This is a genomic window from Candidatus Merdisoma sp. JLR.KK011 (assembly GCF_036941125.1).
In the GTDB taxonomy this organism is placed as follows: domain Bacteria; phylum Bacillota; class Clostridia; order Lachnospirales; family Lachnospiraceae; genus Laedolimicola.
Map to the genome: position 1 here is coordinate 230,854 of NZ_JAYWSZ010000004.1, position 23,284 is coordinate 254,137.

The 23,284-nt window shown below is 49.5% G+C and carries 20 protein-coding genes; 4 read left to right on the forward strand and 16 right to left on the reverse strand.

The features are described 5' to 3' along the window. Nucleotides 1–66: 66 nt before the first annotated feature. Entirely contained in the window at nucleotides 67–3,087 is a 3,021-nt protein-coding gene (locus VV089_RS14655; protein WP_334336431.1) for a fucose pyrophosphorylase domain-containing protein, read from the reverse strand. A gap of 197 nt (nucleotides 3,088–3,284) precedes the next feature. On the opposite strand from VV089_RS14655, the gene VV089_RS14660 reads away from it, so the two are divergent. From VV089_RS14660 to VV089_RS14670, 3 genes are all read left to right on the forward strand, one after another. Beyond that, nucleotides 3,285–4,085, forward strand: coding sequence for a hypothetical protein (locus VV089_RS14660; RefSeq protein WP_334336432.1), 801 nt, complete (start codon nucleotides 3,285–3,287; stop codon nucleotides 4,083–4,085). Nucleotides 4,086–4,089: 4 nt separating this feature from the next. Beyond that, on the forward strand, nucleotides 4,090–5,019 hold the full coding sequence (locus tag VV089_RS14665) for a diacylglycerol/lipid kinase family protein (protein WP_334336433.1): 930 nt from the start codon (nucleotides 4,090–4,092) through the stop codon (nucleotides 5,017–5,019). A gap of 158 nt (nucleotides 5,020–5,177) precedes the next feature. After that, nucleotides 5,178–5,840 (forward strand): phosphatase PAP2 family protein, encoded by a 663-nt coding sequence (locus tag VV089_RS14670; RefSeq protein WP_334336434.1) that lies wholly within the window; start codon nucleotides 5,178–5,180, stop codon nucleotides 5,838–5,840. Nucleotides 5,841–5,933: 93 nt separating this feature from the next. Here VV089_RS14670 and VV089_RS14675 read toward each other — a convergent pair whose 3' ends face one another. The 9 genes from VV089_RS14675 to VV089_RS14715 all read right to left on the reverse strand — a co-directional run bounded on the left by VV089_RS14675 (nucleotide 5,934) and on the right by VV089_RS14715 (nucleotide 14,695). Continuing rightward, nucleotides 5,934–6,959: a glycosyltransferase family 2 protein gene (locus VV089_RS14675; protein ID WP_334336435.1), complete on the reverse strand. Its 1,026-nt coding sequence runs from the start codon at nucleotides 6,957–6,959 to the stop codon at nucleotides 5,934–5,936. Between the two features lie 72 nt (nucleotides 6,960–7,031). Beyond that, nucleotides 7,032–8,186 carry a UDP-galactopyranose mutase gene (gene glf / locus VV089_RS14680; protein WP_172542509.1) on the reverse strand — a complete coding sequence of 385 codons (1,155 nt, stop codon included), beginning with the start codon at nucleotides 8,184–8,186 and terminating at the stop codon, nucleotides 7,032–7,034. A gap of 117 nt (nucleotides 8,187–8,303) precedes the next feature. After that, nucleotides 8,304–9,359 (reverse strand): A/G-specific adenine glycosylase, encoded by a 1,056-nt coding sequence (gene mutY / locus VV089_RS14685; protein WP_334336436.1) that lies wholly within the window; start codon nucleotides 9,357–9,359, stop codon nucleotides 8,304–8,306. After that, complete coding sequence (sfsA, locus tag VV089_RS14690; protein WP_334336437.1) at nucleotides 9,360–10,052, reverse strand: DNA/RNA nuclease SfsA; 693 nt, start codon at nucleotides 10,050–10,052, stop codon at nucleotides 9,360–9,362. Nucleotides 10,053–10,325: 273 nt separating this feature from the next. Beyond that, complete coding sequence (locus VV089_RS14695; RefSeq protein WP_172542507.1) at nucleotides 10,326–11,282, reverse strand: phosphoglycerate dehydrogenase; 957 nt, start codon at nucleotides 11,280–11,282, stop codon at nucleotides 10,326–10,328. Then, a complete protein-coding gene (locus VV089_RS14700; RefSeq protein WP_334336438.1) occupies nucleotides 11,279–11,926 on the reverse strand; it encodes a bifunctional 4-hydroxy-2-oxoglutarate aldolase/2-dehydro-3-deoxy-phosphogluconate aldolase in 648 nt (215 codons plus the stop codon). Before VV089_RS14700 ends, VV089_RS14695 begins: the two co-directional genes overlap by 4 nt. Before the next feature lie 181 nt (nucleotides 11,927–12,107). Then, nucleotides 12,108–13,067, reverse strand: a complete 960-nt coding sequence (locus tag VV089_RS14705) for a hypothetical protein (RefSeq protein ID WP_334336439.1) — start codon at nucleotides 13,065–13,067, stop codon at nucleotides 12,108–12,110. Next, nucleotides 13,064–13,648: a glucose-6-phosphate isomerase family protein gene (locus tag VV089_RS14710; protein ID WP_172542504.1), complete on the reverse strand. Its 585-nt coding sequence runs from the start codon at nucleotides 13,646–13,648 to the stop codon at nucleotides 13,064–13,066. Before VV089_RS14710 ends, VV089_RS14705 begins: the two co-directional genes overlap by 4 nt. Before the next feature lie 15 nt (nucleotides 13,649–13,663). Then, nucleotides 13,664–14,695, reverse strand: coding sequence for a zinc-dependent alcohol dehydrogenase (locus VV089_RS14715; protein ID WP_334336440.1), 1,032 nt, complete (start codon nucleotides 14,693–14,695; stop codon nucleotides 13,664–13,666). 349 nt (nucleotides 14,696–15,044) lie between these two features. Here VV089_RS14715 and VV089_RS14720 point away from each other — a divergent pair, with 349 nt between their 5' ends. Further along, nucleotides 15,045–16,565 (forward strand): xylulokinase, encoded by a 1,521-nt coding sequence (locus VV089_RS14720; protein ID WP_334336441.1) that lies wholly within the window; start codon nucleotides 15,045–15,047, stop codon nucleotides 16,563–16,565. Between the two features lie 139 nt (nucleotides 16,566–16,704). On the opposite strand, the gene VV089_RS14725 is transcribed toward VV089_RS14720, so the two are convergent. From VV089_RS14725 to VV089_RS14750, 6 genes are all read right to left on the reverse strand, one after another. Further along, a complete protein-coding gene (locus VV089_RS14725) occupies nucleotides 16,705–17,460 on the reverse strand; it encodes a GntR family transcriptional regulator (RefSeq protein ID WP_172542501.1) in 756 nt (251 codons plus the stop codon). A 171-nt stretch (nucleotides 17,461–17,631) separates the two neighbouring features. Then, a complete protein-coding gene (locus VV089_RS14730) occupies nucleotides 17,632–18,603 on the reverse strand; it encodes an ABC transporter permease (protein ID WP_334336442.1) in 972 nt (323 codons plus the stop codon). Between the two features lie 14 nt (nucleotides 18,604–18,617). Then, the gene (locus VV089_RS14735) at nucleotides 18,618–19,595 is read right to left on the reverse strand and encodes an ABC transporter permease (RefSeq protein WP_172542499.1); all 978 of its coding nucleotides are present in this window, start codon (nucleotides 19,593–19,595) and stop codon (nucleotides 18,618–18,620) included. Next, nucleotides 19,595–21,130 (reverse strand): sugar ABC transporter ATP-binding protein, encoded by a 1,536-nt coding sequence (locus tag VV089_RS14740; RefSeq protein WP_334336443.1) that lies wholly within the window; start codon nucleotides 21,128–21,130, stop codon nucleotides 19,595–19,597. The genes VV089_RS14735 and VV089_RS14740 overlap by 1 nt, the downstream gene beginning before the upstream one ends. Nucleotides 21,131–21,236: 106 nt before the next feature. Further along, nucleotides 21,237–22,313, reverse strand: coding sequence for a sugar ABC transporter substrate-binding protein (locus tag VV089_RS14745; RefSeq protein WP_334336444.1), 1,077 nt, complete (start codon nucleotides 22,311–22,313; stop codon nucleotides 21,237–21,239). 33 nt (nucleotides 22,314–22,346) lie between these two features. Next, the gene (locus VV089_RS14750; protein ID WP_334336445.1) at nucleotides 22,347–23,282 is read right to left on the reverse strand and encodes a shikimate dehydrogenase family protein; all 936 of its coding nucleotides are present in this window, start codon (nucleotides 23,280–23,282) and stop codon (nucleotides 22,347–22,349) included. Nucleotides 23,283–23,284: the final 2 nt, after the last annotated feature.

Here is a 23,284-nt window from a genome sequence, read left to right on the forward strand (position 1 = left end):
TCCAGCTTCTATTTCCGTTTCACAAGTCCTCATCCATCTTGGGGGAACCATTGCCAGGCTGCCTTCTTAAAAAACAATCTCGCAATCCCACACATCCACACCGCTGTCCTGGAACACGCTCCGGATACGGGTGCGCAGCTCTTCTTTTGTACAGCCCTTTTTCAGAATGGCCTGCAGAAAACCGCCGCCGCCAGCGCCGCAGATCATCCGGGCTGCCAGAAGATCCTGGCAGCTTAAAAAGATTTGGTCAATACACGTATTGGTACTTCCTCCGTCCAGGCGCTTCGACAGCTCCCAGTGGCGTTCCAGAAGCTCTGCAAAGCCGTCGATATTCCCCTTTTCCAGTTCAAACTTCATAAGAACCGCCGTCCGCTGAATCTCATAGAGAACCTCAATGGAATTGGGGTTGGAGCCGATATAGCCCCCCACAACCTCCCTTAGAAGGTTCCGGGCCAGACGCCGCTGCCCCGTATAAATCAGCACGAAACGCTCCTTAAGCTCCTCTATGGCCTCCCGGGGCATCTTAAGGTGCTCCACCTCTATCTCCTGGAGAAGCCCCGGCTTTGTGGACGCCAGCTTGATTCCGGCCGTAAGTCCTCCCACTTGATCCTGCCATCCGCCTCCGGTGCTCATAAGCTGCTCCATACAGAGCACATGGGTATAGAGCTCATTTTCCGCAGCCTCTTTTCCAATGTATTCAAAAATTGCCTTCACACAGGCCCCGGCCAGAATGCTGCTTGTGCCAAGCCCCGATCCTCTTGGAATCCCCATCACCGCTGTAGACAGATACAGGCCGCCTCCCAGCCTCTTCATAAGCTCTTCCATGGTAATCTCTTCCGTAAGAGGCACAATGCCGCAGGCTAAAAGAGCCGCCTTATGGAGGGCGTAGGTATCAAAAGGATCACGGCAGCTTTGAAGACGCTTCACATCCGTAAATTCCTCGTAAGCGCCGGAATCCGTACTGGCCAGGGCGATACAAGGCTTATCAAGCCGCCGCACCGTCACGATGACCGGCAGAATTCCATTGAGCTTCACAGCCGCATTGAGAACCGTTCCCCCATGCTCGTTGCAGTAGGGCGGCGTGTCAGACCATCCGCCTCCGAAATTCACCCGGACCGGAAGCTCTACCTTCACTTCCTCTCTGGCAATATGGTACTGCTTCTCCCCAGGCTCCCTCCCGATGCTTGCATCATACAGACTGTCACAGATATACCGGAAGCATTTATCCTCAAGCTCCTCGCTTACATGTCCCTTCGTCATTCTGGACAAGTAGTAATAAAGACGCATGCGAAGCCCGAACTCTGCATCCTCTGCGATCCCTTTCAGCTTCTCAAGCTGCGCCTCCGTCACCCCCTGGCTTCCAAATGCAGACGCCGCCTCGGAAACGCTCCTGCGCTCTTTAAGCGCCAGAAGAAAACGGGTAATCCGAACCTGGGTGTTGAGCTTCTCCTGCCAGGCCGCTATCTCGCGGATATCCGCCTGCTCAAAGCTTTCCTTGAGGCTTATCCGCCTCATTTTCCGGTATGCTTCCGCCCGATCCGGTCTTCCTGCCGCCAGTTCAAGGATGAGCACAGCCGCTTCCACTGCTTCCCCAATGGTGCGGCACACCGGATAAAGGGCGGCATCCCACAGATAATGTGTCTCTCCCTTCCATACCTCTTCCGGCTTAAGGCCCGCCGTCTTTATAAAGGCCGGAAGATCGCTCCCAAGAAACGCTCCGTTTTCTTCCAGCGTTACCTTTGGATTGTCCTCCACTCCATAAACCCGGATTACAAAAGTTCCGTCCTTCTGTTTCAGCCCATGAAGGGCCGTATGGGAGGGAATCTGCTCTCCACGTAAAGTAACCGCCGCAATCACACAGCCTTCCCCAATCCGGGTTCCCTCATAAATATAGCTGTCCTCAATATAGGAGGAGGCTGCGATCTTTGTATTCTTTTCTATATAGCTGTTGCTGTAGGCACAGGCCCCCGGATGCTCCTCCACACCGAAGATCTGTCCCCGCCAGTCCAGAAATTCATAATTATCAATCTCTTCCGTCAGCAAAGCCAGAAGCTCCCGGGTTGTTCCAAAATGAATAAACTGCGCCGGAGCCAGGCACAGAAGCTTCAGGGAATAAGAACTGATTGCTTCCCAGATGGCCTTTCTGCAGGTAAGCAGCTCCTCACATATTTCCCCCTCCGCTTTTTCTGCCATATATTGTTCCAGAGTGGACTTAGAGGCCAGCGGATACAAAAAGTCACCGTAAAAACTGATGCGCGCCTTCTCATTGACAAAACGGGCATATTTCTCCGGAACCACCCGGCCCTTTTCCCCAATCAGCCCAAACAGGCTTTCCAGCAGATCACAGTCCAGCAAAATAGCTCCCGTGTCCAGATCCACTGCCCCCTGCTCATTCACCGCCCCAAGGCTGCGAAGCTTATCCACGCTCTGCTTATGCAGGAAATTGCCCACGTATCCTTCGGAATCGCTCAAAAATACCCCATGATCCTTCCCTGTCTCCACATGCTCTTTCACGGAAACAGCCGCCGCTCCCCGGAAAGCCACATCCACCTGCAGAGGGTTAAAAAGCAGAAGGACGTCCCCGGACAGCACCAACATTCCCTCCTTAAACCGGGCCGGCATTCCCGACATGCCAATTATAAATTCATCAAACAGAGTGGAACGCCGTCCGTCGGGAAGCTCCCTGGGCACAGGCGAAAATAGCTTGCCGCAGGCGGAATACTGTGGAACGCGCTTGGAGTCCCCTCCGGAATGTATCACCAGAATCCTCTTATTCCGGAAGCACCGCTCCTCCTCCGTCTGTTCGCTGATATATTTCATTACATGAAACGTAGCTCCGCCGGATCCTACGCGCTTTCCCTCCGGGTCCGGCAGTACTTTGTAAACGGTATGTCCGGGAAGCCTTCCCTGTTTCAATCTTGCGTCTATCTGGGCCTGGTAGGCTGCGGCCTGCTCCTCATTGGAGGCTGTCAGTATCACGTAGTCCCAACGGATAAAATACTTTTTTGTAAGGGATTTCTCATATTCCTCCCATGCGTCCTGATAACTCTGACGCAAAAATAAATTTTTCATTTTCTGCGGCTTCATCTTTTCTCCTCTTCCAGTTCCGTAATATCCCACAAAGCGCACGGGTATGAAAGCAATCTCCAGCCGTAAAAACATGCGGCTGTAAATCAATTTGCGCACTTTTCTTAACTGGACGATGTTTTCATCTGCTATAGATTGTGTTATACTATATAAAAGTATGAATGTTCACCATTTCTTAAAGAAAGGCAGACGACACTATGTTAATAATACAACCATCGGGCGGTTTATGCAATAGGATGCGCGTGATTAATTCCGCCTGGGAGCTGGCAAAGAAACGAGGGGAACGTCTCATTGTCCTTTGGTATCTCTGTCCGGAGCTTAACTGCCCCTTTGAGTCTCTTTTTCAGCCGGTAAAGGAGATACGCATCATCAATATCCATTCCCTAAAGGATCCCCGGAAGCTTTTCTACCAGCTCATTGCCCGGCAGCGCTTTGGAAATGATGATATTCTCAGCCACAAAACAGACGGCGTCCTTCACCAGGATTTTTTTGAAAGCCTGAAGAATCCCGTCTACCTTTTCACCTGGGAACACTTTTATCCTTCCCGTGACTATCATTTTTATGTGCCCTGCGCTTCTCTGCAGAAGCGTATTGACCTTATCACCGCTTCCTTTGGCAAGCGCTGCGTAGGCGTTCATATCCGCAGAACGGACAATACCGTTTCCATGGGAAAGAGCACCACAGAGCAGTTCATCGCCCTGATGAAAAAGGAGCTTGACCAATATCCGGAAACCTGCTTCTTCCTGGCTACCGATGATAACAAGGAGGAGGCTCTTCTTCGAAAGACCTTTCCCGGACGTATCATCAGCAATGAGCTGCGGGTTCAGGAGCGGAATTCCGTCGAAGGTATGCAGGACGCCCTTGTGGATCTCTGGTGCCTTGCCGCCTCCTCAAAGATTATCGGCAGCTTCTGGAGCTCTTTTACAGACACCGCAGCTGATATGAGGGGAATCGAAAAGGTCATTGCCGGGGACGGGAAGACAAAAGAGGGGGAATAACAGGATGTACTATTTTATTGTCAATCCCGGCTCACGCTCCGGCAGGGGCAAGGCCGTCTGGCAGATTGTAGAAGGGATTCTGGAACGGGAACAGGTGGAATACCGGGTATTTTTCACCACATACCGCTACCATGCCACAAAGCTGGCAAGGGAAATCACCTCCCAGAAGGAAAAGCTGACTCTTGTGACAGTCGGCGGAGACGGTACGGTGAATGAAGTGGTGGACGGCATACAGGACTTTTCAAAAGTTACCTTCGGCTATATTCCCACGGGATCCAGCAATGATTTTGCCAGAAGCCTGCGGCTGCCCTCGGCGCCGGAGGCGGCTCTTTACAACATCCTGCATCCCTCCTATTTTCAAAGGATTGATCTGGGACTTATCACCTACGGCTCCTGGACACGGCGGTTTGCGGGAAGCTGCGGCTGCGGCTTTGATGCTGCCGTCTGTCAGGAAGCCCTGGGATCTCCGATCAAAAACGCACTGAACCGCTTTGGCCTTGGGAAGCTCACCTATGTGGGAATTGCGCTGAAGCAGATTCTTCTGTTTCGCCCCGTCCCTGTGAACATTACCCTGGATCACCACAAAAAGCTGCGCTTTTTACGAACTTATTTTCTTTCTGCCTTAAACTGCCCCTATGAAGGCGGAGGCTTGAAGATGTGCCCCACGGCACGGCCGGACGACGGTTTTCTGAATGTATGCGTGGTAGAGGGCTTAAGCAAACTGACCATTGCTCTTATGTTCCCCACAGCCTACCAGGGATGGCACAATATCTTCAAGGGAATTCATCAATATCAGGTAAAAACTCTGGAAATCCGGCCGGAAAAGCCCCTCCCCTTCCACGCAGACGGGGAACCATATACCCCGGAGGACGTGCTTAAGGCCACCTGCCTTCCCGGGGCTCTTACCATAATCGGAAGTATAGAGAATTTATAATATTTTCTTAAAATATTCGAAAGGTCATTGTATTGATATTTTCAAAGTGATATACTTCGTTTCAGATAATATAAATGATAAAAAGATCATTTTATCCTCAGTGAACAAGGGAACAATCGCCCACTTGTCCACTGAGAGTAAGAAAAGAGGATGAAGATATGAAAGCTTTTTTTTATAAATATCGGCATGCTTTTGTCCTGTTCTATGGATTTATCTATATGCCCTGGTTTCTATGGCTTGAGAGCCGGGCGAACCTGCCTTACCATGTGATTCATGTAGGCCTGGACGACCTGATTCCTTTTTCGGAAGGGTTTATCGTGCCTTACCTTCTGTGGTTTGTGTATATAGCTGCCGTTTTTGTTTATTTATTTTTCCAGCTTGATAAGAAACGGGAATTTTATCAGTACTGTATTTTCCTGTTTACGGGAATGACGCTGTTTTTGGTGGTGTCTACCATATACCCCAACGGACATCTGCTCCGGCCCGCTTCCTTTGAGCGTAACAATATTTTTACTTTTGCCGTTCAGATGCTTTACCGTGCAGATACGGCTACCAATATTTTTCCCAGCATTCATGTGTACAATTCCATTGCGGCTCATGTGGCTGTCGTGAAAAATCAGAAACTGAGAGGAAATATCTGGATTCGAGGCGGCTCTTTCCTGCTGATGATGTCCATCATACTGGCTACGATGTTTTTGAAGCAGCATTCCATGCTGGACGTAATCGCCGGGACGCTGCTGGGGATTTTGATGGAACAGCTTGTGTACCATACGGACTTCTCTTTCGTGCGTGCCAGGAAGCGGAAGCCGGTGGGAGCTTGAATACAAGCACGGCGCCTGGCCCATTGCTTGCGGAAATAAAAAAAGATGTCTTGGGAAAAACCCTTGGCATCTTTTTTATATGTTGTAGAAACTTTAATTAAATCCCACAAACTTATTGGCAATCTTATAAGCCGTCTCCGAAATCTTCCGGCCGCTTCGTCCCGGCAGGTTCATGCTTCGTCCCATGATTCCCCATTTCAGTTCATAGTAAAGCTTCGGATCCTTCTTCTTTAGATACTTCCAAAGCTCATACTTTTTCTCCAGGTTTTCCTTCGTACCGGAACGGATGGCAATGATGGAAGAAACCACCATAATAATCTCCAGATAATTCTTCATATAATGGCGCAGTTTCCGGTTGGATATCTGCTTGGAATCTGTCAGCTTGTAATCGTCAATCATCAGATAATTCACTTTCAGCTGCTGATCCAGACGGCTGATCATCACCTTCTCATTGACCGACTGATCCTCCCTCCCGATATAATACCGGTAAAAATTCACATTCATATAATACAGATACTTCACATAGGGCAGGGGATGGTACACAAATATATTATCCACATAGAAGGTGTGCTTAGGCAGCTCCAATTCACACTCGCGCAGAAGCTTTGTCCGGTAAATCACAGAGTGCATCAATATATACTGTCCCTTCAGCAGAAACTTTACGTCGTCCCAGGTAAAAACCCGATCCTGGGGAAATGCAGAGCGGTAGCTCATAATCTTCTTGCGCTTCTGCCCTTCCTTTTCATAGACAAAGTTGCTGATCAGCATATCTACCGGGGGCCTTGCGCCTGCCAGATTCTCCAACGTTTTCAGAATCTCCTTGTAAGCGGAAATGGATACCCAGTCATCGCTGTCCACCACCTTGAAGTACAGCCCTGTGGCATTGCGAAGTCCTGTATTGACCGCCTCGCCGTGGCCGCCGTTTTCCTGGTGGACGGCCTTGATAATGGAAGGGTATTTCTCCGCATACTCATCCGCAATGGCAGCCGTCCCGTCTGTAGAACCATCGTCCACAATGATAATCTCTACCTCCTCGCCTCCTACCAGAAGTGAGTGGATGCAGTTGCGCATATAGTTTTCCGAATTGTAACATGGAATTGCAATCGATAAAAGTTTCATAATGTCCTCCTATTAAAAGTCGCTGCGCGACAGCACTAAAGGGTAAAGCCGCTTCGACACACCGCCCACATATTAATGTTCTGCCAGGCTTCTTGCCAGCGCAATGGCTTTTCCGGCCATGGCGTCTATATTATAATATTTATATTCCGCAAGCCGTCCCAATAGATGGAAATCGGGAAATTGCTCTGTAAGGGCCGCATAGCTCTCATACAGCTTATTATTTTCCGGATTCATAATGGCATAATAGGGAATCTCTCCCTCCGCTCCTGTATAAGCAAAGGGATACTCACGCACAATCGTCGTCCCGTCCGTCTCCTGCCCGGTGAGATATTTAAATTCCGTAATTCTCGTAAAGTCCTCGCTCACCGTATAATTCACCACACTGTGCCCCTGGTAATCGGGAACATCAAGATGCTCAAAATCAAACCGCAGAGAACGGTAAGGCAGGCGCCCGAAGCGGCATCCGAACAGTTCGTCAACCGGCCCTGTGTAAATCACGCAGCCATTGAATTCCTCTCCATAGAGCAGCACTTTTCCCGTGTCTTCCAAAAGCTCCATCACATCCCTTGCATCCACTCCTATGCGCACCTCGATCAGGGGGTGATCCAGCATTTTTTCAAACATGGGCGTATAACCGTCTTTCGGCATTCCCTGGTATTTATCACCGAAATAACGGTTGTCATGGGAGATCACCACCGGAACACGGCCCGTTACCGCCGGATCAATCTCCTCCGGCTTCTGTCCCCATTGCTTCATCGTATATTTTAAAAATATATTTTCGTAAACATAGTCTGCAATAGCCTGGATCTCGGGATCCTGCTGCTCCCGGAGCTTGAGTATCGGCACCCGGGCGCCCTCCCCGAAGGTATCCTTAAGCTTCTGTTCCAGGACTGCCGCCTTTTCCTCCCCGTAAACCTGCCTTAAGGTATTGAGATTAAAGGGCACCGGAATCAGCTTCTCTCCCACCTTCGCCACTACCTCATGACCGAAGGCGTACCAGTCGGTAAAACGGGAAAGCCAGGCATAGACCTCCTCGTCGCTGGTATGGAAAATATGGGGTCCGTAGCGGTGAATGAGAACTCCGTGGGCATCCTCCTCATCGTAGCAGTTTCCGCCGATGTGCGCCTTTTTTTCCAGCACCAGTACGGATTTGTTCTGTTCCTCTGCCAATATTCTGGCCGCAGCGGCTCCGGCAATTCCGGAACCGATTACAATTGCATCATACATTTTGTTCACCTCTATGTTCTTTTGCTGTCTTTTTCCAAGCAGTGTTCTGCCGTTATTCCTTATTCTGCATATGAGAATGCTTATTTGATTATATTTTCGTCTTTTATGACGTATATCCTAAAAACGATGCTTAAAATATTCCGTATAAGCTCCAAATGCCGCCGGAATAGAGTATTTCTCCTCCATCTGTGCCTTTTCCACAAAGAAAAACCCTTCCGGCTCCTCCTCCGGCTCTTCAATCTTCACCGCATATCCGGCCATATGCCATTCGATATGGCTGAAAATGTGCTTTGCCTCCGGCAGGGGCTGGATGCGGATAGGCGACAGGCCAAGCTCCTTCACATAGTTAAGCATCTCCTGGCTTTCATACCTGCCTTCCAGATTGGGCAGCTCATACAAGCCGGCCAGAAGTCCCTTGGGCGGACGCTTTTTCAGCGCAGCCTTATTGTCTGAAAGCAGGACGAGTATCGTCCGCTCCTCGATCCGCCTCTTCTTGGGCGGAGTCTTTTTGGGAAGCTCAAGCTCCACACCGCCGGCACGGGCCCTGCATTGCTCCTTCAGGGGACACTCCCCGCATTTGGGTGCGCCGTTTGGCACGCATACGATGGCTCCCAACTCAATGAGAGACTGGTTGAAATCCCCTGCCCTGTCTTTTGGAATCACGGCCCGGACCTGCTCCTCAAAGCTTTTCCGAACCGACTGCTTCATAATATCCTCATAACTTTTCTGAACCCTTGACAGAACCCTGAGCACATTGCCGTCTACCGCCGGCCTTGGGATTCCAAAAGCGATAGAGGCAATCGCCCCAGCCGTGTAGCTTCCGATTCCCGGAAGCTTGAGAATCCGTTCAAAGTCTGCCGGCATCTCTCCGCCATACTCTCCGGTCAGCTCTTTTGCCGCTTTCTGCATATTGCGGACCCGGTTGTAATAGCCCAGTCCCTCCCACAGCTTCATCAGCCGATCCTCCGGCGCCTCCGCCAAAGCCCGGATATCCGGCAGCTCTTTTATAAACCGCTCAAAATACGGTTTAACTGCCTCTACTCTTGTCTGCTGGAGCATGATTTCAGAGACCCACACGCGATAGGGGGAAGGCTCCTCGCGCCAGGGAAGTACCCTGGCATGGCCGTCGTACCATTTTAAAAGGGGCGTAACAATTTCTTTTAATGCTTCCATCTATAAACGAACCTCAACTTCCTGGTCTATCTCAAGCTCATCGGGTTTTACCAGGCAGTCCCTGGCAAGAATGCCCACGCCTTCTGCCGCAGCCCTCCTAAGGGCTTCCCCGAAGGCCGGATGCGTCCGGTCATTCGGCTCCATAAAAAGAACATGTTTCATCTGAATCACAAAAAATATATATGCTTCATAGCCTGCTTTTTGACATGCAATCAATTCCTGAATATGCTTCACGCCGCGCTCGGTGGGCGCGTCCGGAAAGCGGACGATTCCCTCTTCTTCCAGGGTGACACCTTTTACTTCCATAAATATCTTACGCGGTCCGTCTTCGATATAAAAGTCAAACCGGGAATTTCCATAACGGCATTCCGGCTTTATCAGGGCATCCGGACTGCAGAAGCCGCCCTTTCGAAGCCACTGCGCCGTTACTTTATTAGGCGCCTGGGAATCCATGTTAATCAGACGCTCCCCTTTTTTCACGGCAATCAGATCAAAAGGGGTCTTTCTCGCCGGATTGGACTGGCGCTGTATATATATTTCCGCGCCGGGCAAAAGCAGCTCCCTGCACCGGCCTGTATTTTTTACGTGGCAGATCTCCCGTTTTCCCGCCTGCTCCACGTAAGCGATAAAGCGGTTGGGACGCTCCAGAAAAACTGCCTGTTCTATATGACTGTACTTCATAGTATTTTTCAATCTGCATACTGCTATACCCTGACAGACAGGATCCGTCTGGACAGGATGGATACATATTACATCTATCCTCTAAGTATGTTAACGCAGATTTATTAACTTCCTTCTATATTTTTATTAAGATTCCGTAAAGCCTTTGAGGCATCTTTTGTATTTTATCACAAATTGCGGAATTTTCATAGCCCATTAAAATCTCATTCGCATTCCAGAAAAAAATTCCGTCAAAAAACGAGAGCCGGAAACTATATGGCAGACACTTTCCGACTCTCGCTTTTTTCATTTTTCATTTATAACAAAAGGACACTCTCTCCCCGACAATACATCCATCAGATTTTTAATAGACAGATCTGCCATGTGCTCTGTTGCCTCCCGGGTATGGGCGCCCGTATGAGGCGTTGCGATTACATTGTCAAGTTCAAACAGCTTGGATGCCTTGGGGGGCTCCGTCTCAAAGGCGTCCAGACCAAGACCGAAGAGCTTTCCGCTCTTGAGGGCCTCATATGCGGCATCCTCGTCTATGATTCCGCCCCGGGAAGCATTTACCAGAATCGCCCCTTGCGGAAGCCTCTCGATTGCCTTACGGTCAATCAGATGATACGTTGAATCCAAAAGCGGCAGATGCAGGCTCACTACATTGGAGCGGCTCATCAGCTCCTCAAAGGATACGGCTTCAATTCCATGGCTGCTGCAATAAGTCTCATTGATATATGGATCGTAGGCCAGAACCTGCATGCCAAATCCCTGTGCACAGGAGGCCACGACTCTTCCGATAGCGCCAAGTCCCAGGATTCCCAAGGTCTTTCCCTTAAGCTCCATGCCTGTAGACCGTATCCAGCCGCCCTTTTGGGTTTCACCGTTCAAATAGGGAATTTTCCGGGCCGCTGCAAGAATCAGGCCAAAGGCCAGCTCTCCCACTGCCTGGGCATTGACGCCGGGCGTATTTGTCACCTTGATCCCGTGCCGTTTCGCTGCCGCAACATCCACCCTGTCATACCCCGCCCCGTAACGGGAGATCACCTTCAGCCTGGGGCTGGCTGTCATTACCTTTTCCGTAATCTCGTCCAGGCCGGCAATATAGCCGTCGCAGTCCTTAAGAAGAGGGATCAATTCATCCTCTGAAAGAGGTTTTCCGGTTGTGTTAAATACCAGATCCTCCGTAAATTCCCTCAGCACGGACAATGCCTCCTCATTTTTTCCCGGCTGCAGGGAGGTTGGCGTCACTAAAATCTTCATAGCGCGCCCTCCTCATTGATAAGAGCTGCAGCCTCCCTGGTCAATTCCCGGATTTTATCAAAGCTTCCCTCCTTGATAAATGTATCTTTTACCATCCAGCTTCCGCCGCAGGCCGCAACCTTTTTGAAGGCCAGATACTCTTTGATATTGTGCACTCCAATGCCTCCCGTGGGCATAAAGGAGATCCCCGGAAAGGGCGCTGCCAATGCCTTGATCGTCTCCAAGCCCCCATACTGGCTGGCTGGGAAAAATTTTACCACAGGAAGCTCATACTCCAAAGCTATCATAATTTCCGTGGGTGTGCAGGTTCCCGGGAAAATGCATATTTGATTTTTAAGGGCCCACTCCGTAACCTCTCTTGAAATGCCTGGCGATACAAGAAAAGAAGCTCCGGCATCTACTGCCCGTCTGGCCTGCTCTACGTTGATGACCGTGCCGGCTCCTACTATCATTTCCGGGAATTCCCTGGACGCCGTCCGAATGGATTCCTCGGCTGCCTCTGTCCGGAACGTGATTTCCGCCACTGGCAGGCCGCCCTGGCACAGGGCTTCGCACAAAGGCTTTGCATCCTCTGCCCGATCCAGCTTCACGACCGGCACCAGGCGTTTCTCTTTTATGTTTGCCAATAATTCCTCTTGTCTCATTTTGTCCTCCTATTTAAAGTCGCTGCGCGACGGCACTAAAGGGCAAAGCCGCTTCGACACACCTGTGATGAGAGGAACTTTCATTCGAAAGGACACGAATGAAAGTTCCTCTCGTGCGCCTTTGCGGCTTTGCTGTCTTATTCTAGTTCCGTAATATCCCTCAAAGTTCACAGGTATGAAATCAATTTTCAGCCGTAAAAGCCCGTATAAAGTTGTCATGGGATATTTTATGTATCTGCTGTTCGGTAAACCCAAAAGCAAGCATCTTTGGCACAAAGTCTGTCAGCAAATAGTCAATTCCTATTCCCTCCGGCGTATAGGACTTCAATCTGGCACGGGTGGTATCCAGCGAAAAAAGCAGTTGATCCTCATAGCCTCCGTCAATCATAAACCGGAAAATCTCCAGCTCCCGTTCGTCGCTGTGATACTGAAAGCGGCCGATGGTATCATACTCTAAGAAGATCCCTTCCTCTAAAAGCTCCCTGTGAACCAAAAGCTCCGGAACCGCCCTGTCCATATGACAGAAGATCATCTGCTCCGCCCGAAAGCCTTTTTCCTTTAAAAAACGAAAAAGCCCTGCCGGATCCGAATCCTTTTCAATATGGATCATCATGGGAACCCCGGCGTCCCCCGCCGCATAGGCCCCGGCCAAAAACAGCTTCCGATATACAGGCGTCAGTCCTTCCTTATCAAGAGCCATTTTCACAATGCCTGCCCGGATTTTCGTATCCTTTGGCTGAAACTCACGGTCAATGCCGCTGTACATCCCCTCTGTCAGCTCATGGAGAAAAATTTCATATAATTCCTCCTGGGACTTTTCCATAACCCAATGATGTTCCGGATAAAAGCACAGCTTATGAAAGCCCGTAGATGCAATGATATGTATATGAGCTTCCTTAGAAATCCGCTGCAGGACTTCCTCCATGCGGCTGCAGCCTCCGGGCTGGGCATCCACCACTGTTCCGCCTCCGTTTTTTTTCAAACGCAGCGCTTCCTTTCGGCTTTTTTCCTCATCCTCCATGAGCAGCACGGGATTTTTCTCACTGGACACTCCTTTGCTGATTGCCAGATGCTCATGGCACTGGCAAAAGCCCAGATTGTCCCCCTCTTCCGGGCCGCATACCGTCATAATCCTCTTCATAGCTGTTTCCAATTGGGGTTGCTGACCACTGCCGGTTTCCCGTCCTGTTCTACGATGAGCCTGTGATATCCTTTCGTTTCAATGGTTCCGTAATCATGGCCCGCATCTGCCGCAAAGGTATAAAAAAGAACCAGGGGGCTGCTTCCCGTATTCACCGTCCGATGGGCGTAGCGGCGCGGAACATATACCGCTTTGCCTTGGGAAAGAGGCATCTCTATACAGTCTCCCTCGGGATTCTCCATAACCATATAGCCCTCTCCCTGTAATGTGTAATAGACCTCCGCAGTTTCAAGGATTGTGTGAAAATGCCCTTTTGTAAAGTAATATTCTCTGCCGACCTTTCCCGGATATAAAATAGTTGTGCCGAATGCAAGATCCCCCTGGCGCTCCGGACAGCCCAGCTCATAGAATTCGTAAACCAAGGGATCCTCTTTCTCTAAAATATCCTCCGCTGCCTTCCTGTCACAAAACATATCCTTCATCTGGGAAAGATGGCGTTTTGTTGTCTCAGCTGTCTTGGAAAAGCCATCCTTTAAATCAAAATCCACTAAAAAGCTTGTGTCCCAATTAAAACTATTCATATACCCTCCTAAAAATCAGAAAACAATAATTCCCTTCTTTGTAATCTCTCTGCGCAGCAGCTTTTCATAGGCCTCTACGGAATCCTCAAATTTAAAATAATCGGAAATAAAGTCCTTTATCACAAGCCGGCCCGAATGTATCCATTCCATCACCTGCTCCGTGGCAGCGCCCTCCTCTGCCTTTCTCGGCATCTGCTGATAGATGACTCTCCAGTTGTAGTCCGCTTTGCTAAAGTCAATGGTAATCTCCTCTTTTTCCGGAACTCCATAGCAGAGAACCGTACCCCTGTCCTTGATAAGCGGCATGGCTGCATTCACCACAAAGGGCGCTCCGATGGCGTCCAGGACATAGTCCACACCCTTGGGATACAGCTTTCTCACTTCCTCTGTCACATCGCTTGTTTTGCTGTTAATGATATGCTTCGCACCGTTTGCTTTTACATTCTGCAGCTTTTCATCCACAATATCTACCGCAGTGACCTCCTCTACTCCGCACAAGTTCAAAAACTTTATAAACGTAGATCCTACGGGGCCGCAGCCAAACACAACTACGCTGTCTCCCGGCTGAATTCCAAAATAGCGGATATTGCTTAATACCTCCCGGAAGGTAACAATCATAACCGCATCAACGGGATCCAGATCCTTGTCAAGAACCGTCTGGGCATATCCGCATTCCGGAGCTTCTCCCTCCGGCCACGGAGCGGGATCGCAGACAACGGCATATTCGCTGAGGGCTCCCCACCCGGAACCCATGCCGGGATAAAGCTCCGGATCCGGATCTACAAAGGGAAGAAATACCCGGTCGCCCACTTGAAAGCTTTTAACCTCACTTCCCACCTCCACTACTTCGCCAACTCCCTCGTGCCCCAGCATAATCGGATAAACCGATTCCGGAAAGCCTTTAAAAGTACGGTGAAGCAGCTTTACATCCGTGCCGCACATACCGCAGGCGATGGTCTTAACCAATGCCTGCTTTGAATGATAACGAGGCTTCGGTATCTCCTTGATCTCTGTGGAACCATCTTTGTTTACAATAAAAGACTTCATAATCATTACCTCCTATTTGTAGTCGCTGCGTGACAGCTCTCCCAGTACGCTCCGGTCTGAATTATTTTCCTGCTGCTTTGCCTGGAAATTGATGCGGCACTGTGACGGCTGTTTCTTTTTGAATCAGCTTTTGTTTCTACATCACTATGAAACTATGTAGTAACATTGATACTAAATGTATTATAGCAGATGGAAAACAAAATTTCTACCCCTAATTTTCAAATATTTTTTTGAACGCCTTAACCCCTTATCTTTCTTCCATTCTTGTTGACATCCTGTTAAATGGATGTTAAAGTAATATTACTATGTAATTACATTACTACAATTAAATCAAAAGGGGGAATTACAAATGGGAGCATACATATTGGCACACGATCTGGGAACCTCCGGAAATAAAGCTACTTTATTTTCCACAGACGGAAAGCTGATCGGCAGCCGGGTAGAACCTTACGATACCCGTTATTTTAACGGCACATGGGTGGAACAGAATGCAGACGATTGGTGGAATGCCGTCTGCTCCTCCACAAAGGAGCTGATCCGCGGAACCGGTATTTCGCCGGACGAGATTGCCGCCGTATCCTTCAGCGGCCAGATGATGGGCTGTCTCTGCGTTGACCGGCAAGGCCGGCCGCTGCGCCCGTCGATTATATGGGCAGATCAGCGGGCCGTAAGCCAGACGGCCCAGATAGAAGAGCATATCAGCCAAAGAGATTTTTATCATATTGTAGGACATAGAAATACACCTTCCTACGGCGTACAGAAGCTTATGTGGATCAGAGACAACGAGCCGGAAATCTATGAACAGACCTACAAGGTACTCAATGCAAAGGATTATATTGTCTTCTGCCTTACCGGAAAATTTTATACGGAATACTCCGACGGCAACAGTATGGGATGCTTTGATCTCTGCGGCCTGAAATGGTCAGAGGAGCTTATCTCTTATGCCGGGATCGACGGTGACAAGCTGCCCGAGCTTAAGCCCTCCACCTATGCGGCAGGTGTGGTTACGCCTAAGGCCTCCCTTGCTTCCGGCTTAGCCCCCGGAACTCCCGTAGTCTTAGGCGGAGGCGACGGAGTAACTGCCAATGTAGGGACAGGTTCCATCTGCCCCGGCAAAACCTACAGCTGTATGGGCACCTCTGCCTGGATCACCACCACCACGGAAAAACCCATCTTTGATGAAGAAATGCGCACGGTTACCTGGGCCCATGTGATTCCCGGGCTCTATGCTCCCAACGGCACCATGCAGACTGCGGGAGGAGCCTATAGCTGGCTGAAAAACACGGTCTGCAAAATGGAAAGCTACGACGCAAAGCTTCACGGAAAATCCCCCTATGACTATATGAACGAACAGATTGCCGCATCGCCTGCCGGGGCAAACGGAATTATCTTCCTTCCCTATCTCTTAGGCGAACGGGCGCCCCGTTGGGACATCTATGCCAAAGGCGCTTTTCTCGGTTTAAAATCCGAAAATACCAGAGGGGATCTGCTGCGCAGTGTCCTTGAAGGCGTTACCATGAATCTGGATATCATTCTGAATATTTTGAGACAGCAGGTAGAGATCCATGAGATAACCGTTATCGGAGGCGGCGCCAAGGGCGATGTGTGGCGTCAGATTATGGCCGACGTATACAACACCCGGATTTTAGTTCCCTCCCTCTTAGAGGAAGCAGGTTCTATGGGCGCTGCCGTTACCGGAGGTGTCGGAGCCGGAATTTATAAGGACTTTACCGCCGTAGAGCGTTTTCTGGAAATCAACTCCGTTCAGGAGCCGGATCAAGCTGCCGTAGAAAAGTACAGGCAGGTTAAGGCTGTCTTTGACGAATGCTATTTTGCTCTGAAGGATGTCTTTCCAAAGCTGAATGTCTGATCCGAAAGCTCTTTTGTTTCGTCTAAAGGCGCTCTCAATGAACAAAGCGCTGCTGTAAAATGAGCCGGCCGGCTTTCCCGATAAGATATGGAAAACCGGCCGGCTTATTTTACGGCAGCGCCGTCTCTATTCTCTAAAACTACGTAGGATCCACATACACATACAGCTGAAAGCTGCTGGCGTCTCCTCTGTATCTGGCAATAGAATACTCCAGCGCCGCATCCGCCTTATTCACGCTCACTGTATGAACAAGCTGAATGGGACTTCCCTTGCGCACATGGAGATACTGCACGTCGCTGTTGTTTGCTTCCACTGCTTCCACCAGACGCTTCGCACTGAAAATCCGTGTCTCCTCCCTGGCAGAAAGGACATCATAGAGCGAAACCTTCTCAAAATCCTGATCCTTTATAAATGCACATTTGTCATAAGGAAGATAGGTCTCCACCGTCACCACAGGTTCCCCGTCTCCAAATCTTCTTCGAAACAGGTAAATCACCTGCTCCCCTTCCTCAATCCTAAGATTCTCCGCCACCTCATAGGAGGCCTTTGCAACCTTAAAATCCAACACCTCGGTGCTGGGCTCCAGGCCTATCCGCTTCATCTGCTCGCGAAATGTCTCGAGGCGCTGCAGAAAATCCTGCTTAATCTTCTGTCTGGCTATGAAAGTACCCTTACTCTTAACGCGGTACAGCCATCCTTCCTGAACCAGCTCCGTTATAGCCTGGCGCACCGTCGTCCTGCTGATATCAAACTGCTCGCTCAGCTCCTTCTCTGTTGGTATCAGACTGTCCACCGGATACAGCCCGCTCTTTATCTCCTCTACAATCAATTCCTTTAACTGAAAATACAGCGGAATCGGAACATGCTTATCCAACTCTTTATTTTCTAAAAACATCCTCTACCTCCTCCCTGTTTTGCAAAACTAACTCTTATTATCACTACAATGATACATACAAAATCAACAATTACATTATAGCACAATTTTTTTCCATTACAAGCAAATAAAGAGGGGCCGTCGGCCTAAAGCTGTCCAAAGACTACTAGTCACGCCCAAAACACGGTTTCGCTATATTTTCCCCTGCTCGCGCAGTTTCTTAATATTCCGATAGCCATCCAGGGTTACAACCAATACCAGAATCACTCCCACCACTATATTCTGAAGCTCGGGGCTCATCTTTAAAAGATTAAATGTATTCGTCAGCAATGACATAAATATAACTCCCAGTACGGCTCCTGCAGCCGATCCCTTGCCTCCGGCAAAGCTTCCTCCGCCAATCACACAAGCAATGAAGCAGGTCATATGAATCCCCTCGCCCATGTACTGCGTGGGCTTATGTACATATGCAGAGCGGAACACCGCCGCCAGGGAGGTCAGAACGCCCGTGGCTGCATATGCCAGGAATAAAATCCGCTTGTCATGGAAGCCGATCAGCTTTGCCGCCTCCTTGTTGCCTCCCACAAAATACAGACGCTTTCCTTGGGGAAAATATTTCAAAAACATGCTGAACAGAACAATCAGCAGCAGCAATACCCAGGTCATCACGTACATACCGGCAAATTCCCCGTCGCCCAGTATAATATAGGCATCATCAAAGGCTTGAAGCGTCCGCACCTCATTCCACAAAAGCATGGCCGCACCATAGCCCACATACTGCATACCCAGAGTGGCAATGAGAGCGTTGATGCCCAGTATGGAGACCAGGTATCCATTGATGCAGCCCATAACCAGCCCCACCGCCAATGTAAGCACAAGCACCACAGGCATGGGAAATCCCATCATGGTGAATTTTCCCGCTGCAATCGCCGACAGCAGCATAATGGAGCCCACCGACATATCAAAGTATCCGCATATCAGCAGGAGCATCATGCCAAATGCAATGATGGCTGTCGGTACAAAGCTTGCCTGCAGAGAGTGGAGGTTTCTGGGATCCCAGAATACATTGCTTCTTATGGTCAGTATCAGCACCATAACAATACACAGGATGGCCGCGATGGCTTCATTCTTTTTCATCATTTTTTTCATACAATTCTGCCGCATATCTCTCCCTCCCCTCAGACTTTCTTTGCACTGATTCGAATATCGATGATAATTGCCAGAATCAGAATGATGCCCAAAACAATCTGCTGCACATAAGAATCAATGCGGTACGCCGTCATTCCGTTTCTGAGGATATAGATGAAGGCCAGCCCCAGCATGGATTTTATCATGCTGCCCTTACCGCCGAAGATACTGGCGCCGCCGATTACGGCCGCCGTAATCATGGTCACCTCCAGATCGCTTCCCACCGTTACATTCGGCGCCTTCACCCTGCACGTCATCAGCGCTCCGCCGAAGGTAGACAGCATGGCCGATACCATAAAGCAGACCATCTTCAGGCGATCCGCTTTGATTCCGTACAGAACCGTCGTGTCCATATTGTGGCCCACATAATACATCTGTTTAAAATACCTGGATTTTATCAAAAGGAACTCCAATATGACTGCCGTAATCAGCATCAGGATAATGACCCAAGAAATTCCGCCTATCTTATTCATAACAAAGTTCCGGCTGTCTCTGGGAAGCTGCCTTCCTGTCATCTTTGTTATCATCATCCAGTTGTAGCCCTTCACGGCCAGCATCACACCGATAGTTACCATCATGGAATTCAAGCGGAATCTGGTAATCAAAAAGCCCGATACAAGTCCAATTACTCCCGCTATCACCATAGCCAGCAGAATCGCCGGAGCCGCCTGCAGCTTATAGGTATTGCAGAAAATTCCCATCATCGTTCCGCCGAAGCAGAACATAGAACCTACCGACATATCCAGTTCACCCATAATGATCAAAAAGGTGAAGCCAATAATGGCAAAAAAGTCAACGGATACGTCAAAGAAGATCGAATGGATATTATTAAACCCTAAAAATGTGCTTCTTGTGGCAGACAAAAAGAGAAAGAGTGCTGCTGTTAAATAAATAATCGTCCAGCTTCCAAAATCAAATTTTCGTTTTTCCTGCTCATTCAGCCTGCGGCCTGTTGCCTCTGTACTCATCAGCCCTCCGCTCCTTTCCCCGATGTGCCCATAGCCGCATAATGCATAATGGTCTGCTCGGTAAATTCACTGCACTCCACCTGGCCTACGATGGAATTGTCACGCATAATCTTTATCCGGTCTGAAAGCCGCATCAGCTCCGGCAGCTCAGAGCTGAATACTATCACTCCCACGCCTCTCTTCGCAATTTCCAGAAGGAACTTATGAATCTCTTCCTTTGCTCCCACATCAATTCCCCTGGTAGGCTCGTTTACAATCAAAACCTCCGGCTCCGGCGCAAGACATGCCGACATCATCACCTTCTGCTGGTTGCCTCCGCTCAGCTTCCGGGGCTTGGTCGACAGTGAGGGAAGCGCTATCTCAAATTTCTTGATATATTCTGTAGAAATCCGCTTCAATTCCTTTGCATTGATAAAGCCCAGAGCATTTGATACCTTTCCCAGCACAGGCAGAGACACGTTATCCGTAACGGGCATATCCAAAAGAAGCCCGGCCGCCTTCCGATTGTTGTTCAAATACATAATATGCTGATCTACCATAGCCTTCGGGGTTACCTTGTTAAGCTTTTTCCCCTTCATGTAGATCTCTCCCGTATCCTTTCGCTCAAGGCCGTACATCATCCGGGACAGCTTGGTTACTCCAGAACCCTCCAGACCGAAGATTCCCAGAATCTCTCCCTTATGGAGCTGCAGATCCGACGGATTTAATGCATGGGCTTTGGAAAGATTCTTTACTTCAAAAATGACTTCTCCATTGGAAATGACATCCTTGGGATCCTTCATAGAATACAGCGTCAGATCTCTTCCCACCATGTTGTTGATCAAATCGCCTTCTGTCAGGCTCTCGTCATTGTCCAGGGTAGTCACATACTGTCCGTCGCGCATGATTGTAACCCGATCGGAAATCCGCATAATCTCTTTCAGCCGATGGGATATGTAGATAATGGTCATTCCCTGGGCTTTCAGACGCTCCAGAATCTCCATTAAACGATCGGCCTCCTCATCATTGAGGCCAGAAGTCGGCTCATCCAGAATGATTACCTTTGGAGCTGCCACAATGCAGCGTATAATCTCTATCATCTGCTGCCCCGCAAGGGTCACGCCGCCTAACTGCTCCTCCGGCTTTACGGTTTTCAGGCCAAAGCTCTCCAGCTGCTTTCCTGTTTCTTCGTAGAGCCTCCGATAGTCGATTCTTCCGTTCTTTTTAAAATTATGGCTTGGATAGATATTCTCCGCCACCGTCATATTTTCAAATACGGCCAGCTCCTGATGCACCATACGGATTCCCATTTCCTGGGCAGCGGATGGCGTGTAGGTTTTTACCTGCTCCCCATCCAGGGCAATGGTTCCGTCATCCGGAGTTTCCTCGCCCATAATAATTTTTACCAAGGTGCTTTTCCCCGCTCCGTTTTCACCTAAAATCGTATGGATCTCACCCTGCCTGATGGTAAAGGACACATCTGTCAGGGCTTTTACAACCCCATAGGATTTCGATATGTGATCAATCCTTAAATACTCCAAATTCTGTTCTGACATCCCATATACCCCATTCTTAAAAAGGGGCTGCTGCAAAGAATCGCCTTCTTCGCAGCATCCCTTTCTTCCTTTTTTACGTTCGCCTGCTTCTAATCTGGCGCCTTAATTATCCCTCGTAATTGTCCGCGCCATACTCACCCAAAGCATCATGGTAGAAATTCTCTACATTATCCTTTGTGATTACAACATTTCCGGTATAGATGGTCAAGGGCCATACGCTGATTGCGGAAGCCTCATTGTCGCTGCTGACCGGCACGTCCAGGAAACCATAATCTGTCGCATTTACCAAGAGCGCAACTGCCATATCAGTCATGGCTGCCGTTCTGTTTGTCAGAGAAGCATGAATATATCCGTCCTGGATATAATCCAGCATAGCGTCTTCGCGGTCTGCACAGATAACCGTGATGCTTCCCGGCTCCATGCCAAGCTCTTCCATCGCGCCTGCGATTCCGCCGCCGCATGCAGAGTCAAGGCCGACAAAGGCGTCAACGTCCGGATTTGCACTCAAAAGATCCTTTGCTGCCTGCAGAGATGTTGCTGCGTCACATTCTCCGTCCTGATCTCCAACGATCTCCCAGTCTGTGTCAGCCAGCACTTCCTTCAATCCTTCATATTTCTGATCGATGTTTGTGGAGCCCCAGTTGCCGATTACCAGGAGCTTGCCGGAATTGCCGGCTGCCTTAATCAGCTCTTGTGCCGTCTCACGGCCTGCGTCCACATTGTCAAGACCGATGTAAAGGTCTCCGAATTCTCCGCTCTCTGCCTCTACTACAATGATGGGAATTCCTGCTTCCTGAGCCTTCAAAATTCCAGGATTCATAGCTGCGTCCCAGGCTGCTGTAATGATGCCGTCCGGATTATTCGGGATTACCTGCTCAAGGGCTGCGCATGCAGTATCGGAATCCCAGTCATTTGCTCCCTGGGCTATGATCTTTACATTATACTTTTCAGCTGCATACTGCAAGCCCTTAATCATATCAATGCTGTAGGGCTGGCCAAGGCCGGGAGCCACATAGTAAAATGTCTTTTGCCCGCCTGTGCTCTCGCTTCCTGTCTCTGTCCCTTCCTCTTCCGCTGCTTCCGCCGGCGCCGCGGGAGCTTCGGAAGATCCGCTGCTGCATCCTGTCAGCATTGCTGCTGTCATCACCGTGCTGAGTAATACTCCCAATAACCTTTTTTTCATTCTCTTTTCCTCCTTTATTATAACAATCATTTGTTATCCTTTTGCAATGGCGCTAAGCCTCTCCAGCACCTTACCCTCAATGGATACATGAAACACTTCGGAAACCACCTGGGTCCAGCCGTGGATAAAATAAGTCCATCCATCCTCAATGAAAAGGTTTTTCTTTTCCTTCTGTGCCTCTGCCTGATCCTTGAAGAGCAGATCGCCCCGGTAATTGATCTCCCACACCAGGCTGTCCTTCGGAAAACTGCACCCATTCGTAAGGGGGCTTCCCGGGCCGTCCTTTCCCAGTCCCGTGGCGTTCACCACCAGGGAGTGTGGGGGAAGGGATGCCAATACGGCATCGTTCTCTTCAGGCGTCGGGTTATGTACAAATTCAAACTCTACGTTTTTGTTCCGCCCTTCCAGGATTCTTCTGGCCTCCTGAAGCCTTGGCAGACTGCGGTTGGCTATGACGATCTTTTTGGGAACATTCTCTTGAAAGCGTTCCTGGGTAAAGTACACCGACATGGCCAGGGTTGCTCCGCCCGCTCCTAAGAGAAGCACTTCCCCGCCGTGCTCCTTCCAGTAATTCTCCGGAACAAAGGCCTCCAGCGCCAATCCGCTGGAAATCGGATCCTTTGCATGTGCCCGGTACTGGCCGTCCTTCTTGGAAATGCAGGAAATCTCCCCCAGCTCTCCGGCAAAGGGGTCAATGTAATCGAAGAGATCCTTGCAGCTATTGTACAAATCAATCTTATGGGTCGTCACCAGAGCTCCCAGGGATAAGGGATCCTCTTTGATAAATGCCACTGCCTGCCGGTAGTCTTGCGGATCAGAATGAGGCTTGAAATCAATTCCCTTGATTACCGCATCCTTTAGTCCCAATGCCTCCGCCCATCTAGGAAACACCTTCATAATGGAAGAGCTCCCTGTCGTTACACCGATGAAATAAATGGTTGGTTTTGTCGCTTTTTCATAGTTTAACATTG

Excerpts from the sequence above, each read along its gene's own strand:
- VV089_RS14725 (WP_172542501.1), bottom strand. The coding sequence starts at position 17,460 with ATGTTTTTAGAAAATAAAGAGTTGGATAAGCATGTTCCGATTCCGCTG.
- VV089_RS14745 (WP_334336444.1), bottom strand. The coding sequence starts at position 22,313 with ATGAAAAAAAGGTTATTGGGAGTATTACTCAGCACGGTGATGACAGCA.
- VV089_RS14740 (WP_334336443.1), bottom strand. The coding sequence starts at position 21,130 with ATGTCAGAACAGAATTTGGAGTATTTAAGGATTGATCACATATCGAAA.
- VV089_RS14700 (WP_334336438.1), bottom strand. The coding sequence starts at position 11,926 with ATGAGACAAGAGGAATTATTGGCAAACATAAAAGAGAAACGCCTGGTG.
- VV089_RS14670 (WP_334336434.1), top strand. The coding sequence starts at position 5,178 with ATGAAAGCTTTTTTTTATAAATATCGGCATGCTTTTGTCCTGTTCTAT.
- VV089_RS14695 (WP_172542507.1), bottom strand. The coding sequence starts at position 11,282 with ATGAAGATTTTAGTGACGCCAACCTCCCTGCAGCCGGGAAAAAATGAG.
- VV089_RS14715 (WP_334336440.1), bottom strand. The coding sequence starts at position 14,695 with ATGAAGTCTTTTATTGTAAACAAAGATGGTTCCACAGAGATCAAGGAG.
- VV089_RS14665 (WP_334336433.1), top strand. The coding sequence starts at position 4,090 with ATGTACTATTTTATTGTCAATCCCGGCTCACGCTCCGGCAGGGGCAAG.
- VV089_RS14705 (WP_334336439.1), bottom strand. The coding sequence starts at position 13,067 with ATGAAGAGGATTATGACGGTATGCGGCCCGGAAGAGGGGGACAATCTG.
- VV089_RS14730 (WP_334336442.1), bottom strand. The coding sequence starts at position 18,603 with ATGCGGCAGAATTGTATGAAAAAAATGATGAAAAAGAATGAAGCCATC.
- VV089_RS14675 (WP_334336435.1), bottom strand. The coding sequence starts at position 6,959 with ATGAAACTTTTATCGATTGCAATTCCATGTTACAATTCGGAAAACTAT.
- VV089_RS14660 (WP_334336432.1), top strand. The coding sequence starts at position 3,285 with ATGTTAATAATACAACCATCGGGCGGTTTATGCAATAGGATGCGCGTG.
- mutY (WP_334336436.1), bottom strand. The coding sequence starts at position 9,359 with ATGGAAGCATTAAAAGAAATTGTTACGCCCCTTTTAAAATGGTACGAC.
- VV089_RS14710 (WP_172542504.1), bottom strand. The coding sequence starts at position 13,648 with ATGAATAGTTTTAATTGGGACACAAGCTTTTTAGTGGATTTTGATTTA.
- glf (WP_172542509.1), bottom strand. The coding sequence starts at position 8,186 with ATGTATGATGCAATTGTAATCGGTTCCGGAATTGCCGGAGCCGCTGCG.
- VV089_RS14750 (WP_334336445.1), bottom strand. The coding sequence starts at position 23,282 with ATGTTAAACTATGAAAAAGCGACAAAACCAACCATTTATTTCATCGGT.
- VV089_RS14735 (WP_172542499.1), bottom strand. The coding sequence starts at position 19,595 with ATGAGTACAGAGGCAACAGGCCGCAGGCTGAATGAGCAGGAAAAACGA.
- VV089_RS14720 (WP_334336441.1), top strand. The coding sequence starts at position 15,045 with ATGGGAGCATACATATTGGCACACGATCTGGGAACCTCCGGAAATAAA.
- VV089_RS14655 (WP_334336431.1), bottom strand. The coding sequence starts at position 3,087 with ATGAAGCCGCAGAAAATGAAAAATTTATTTTTGCGTCAGAGTTATCAG.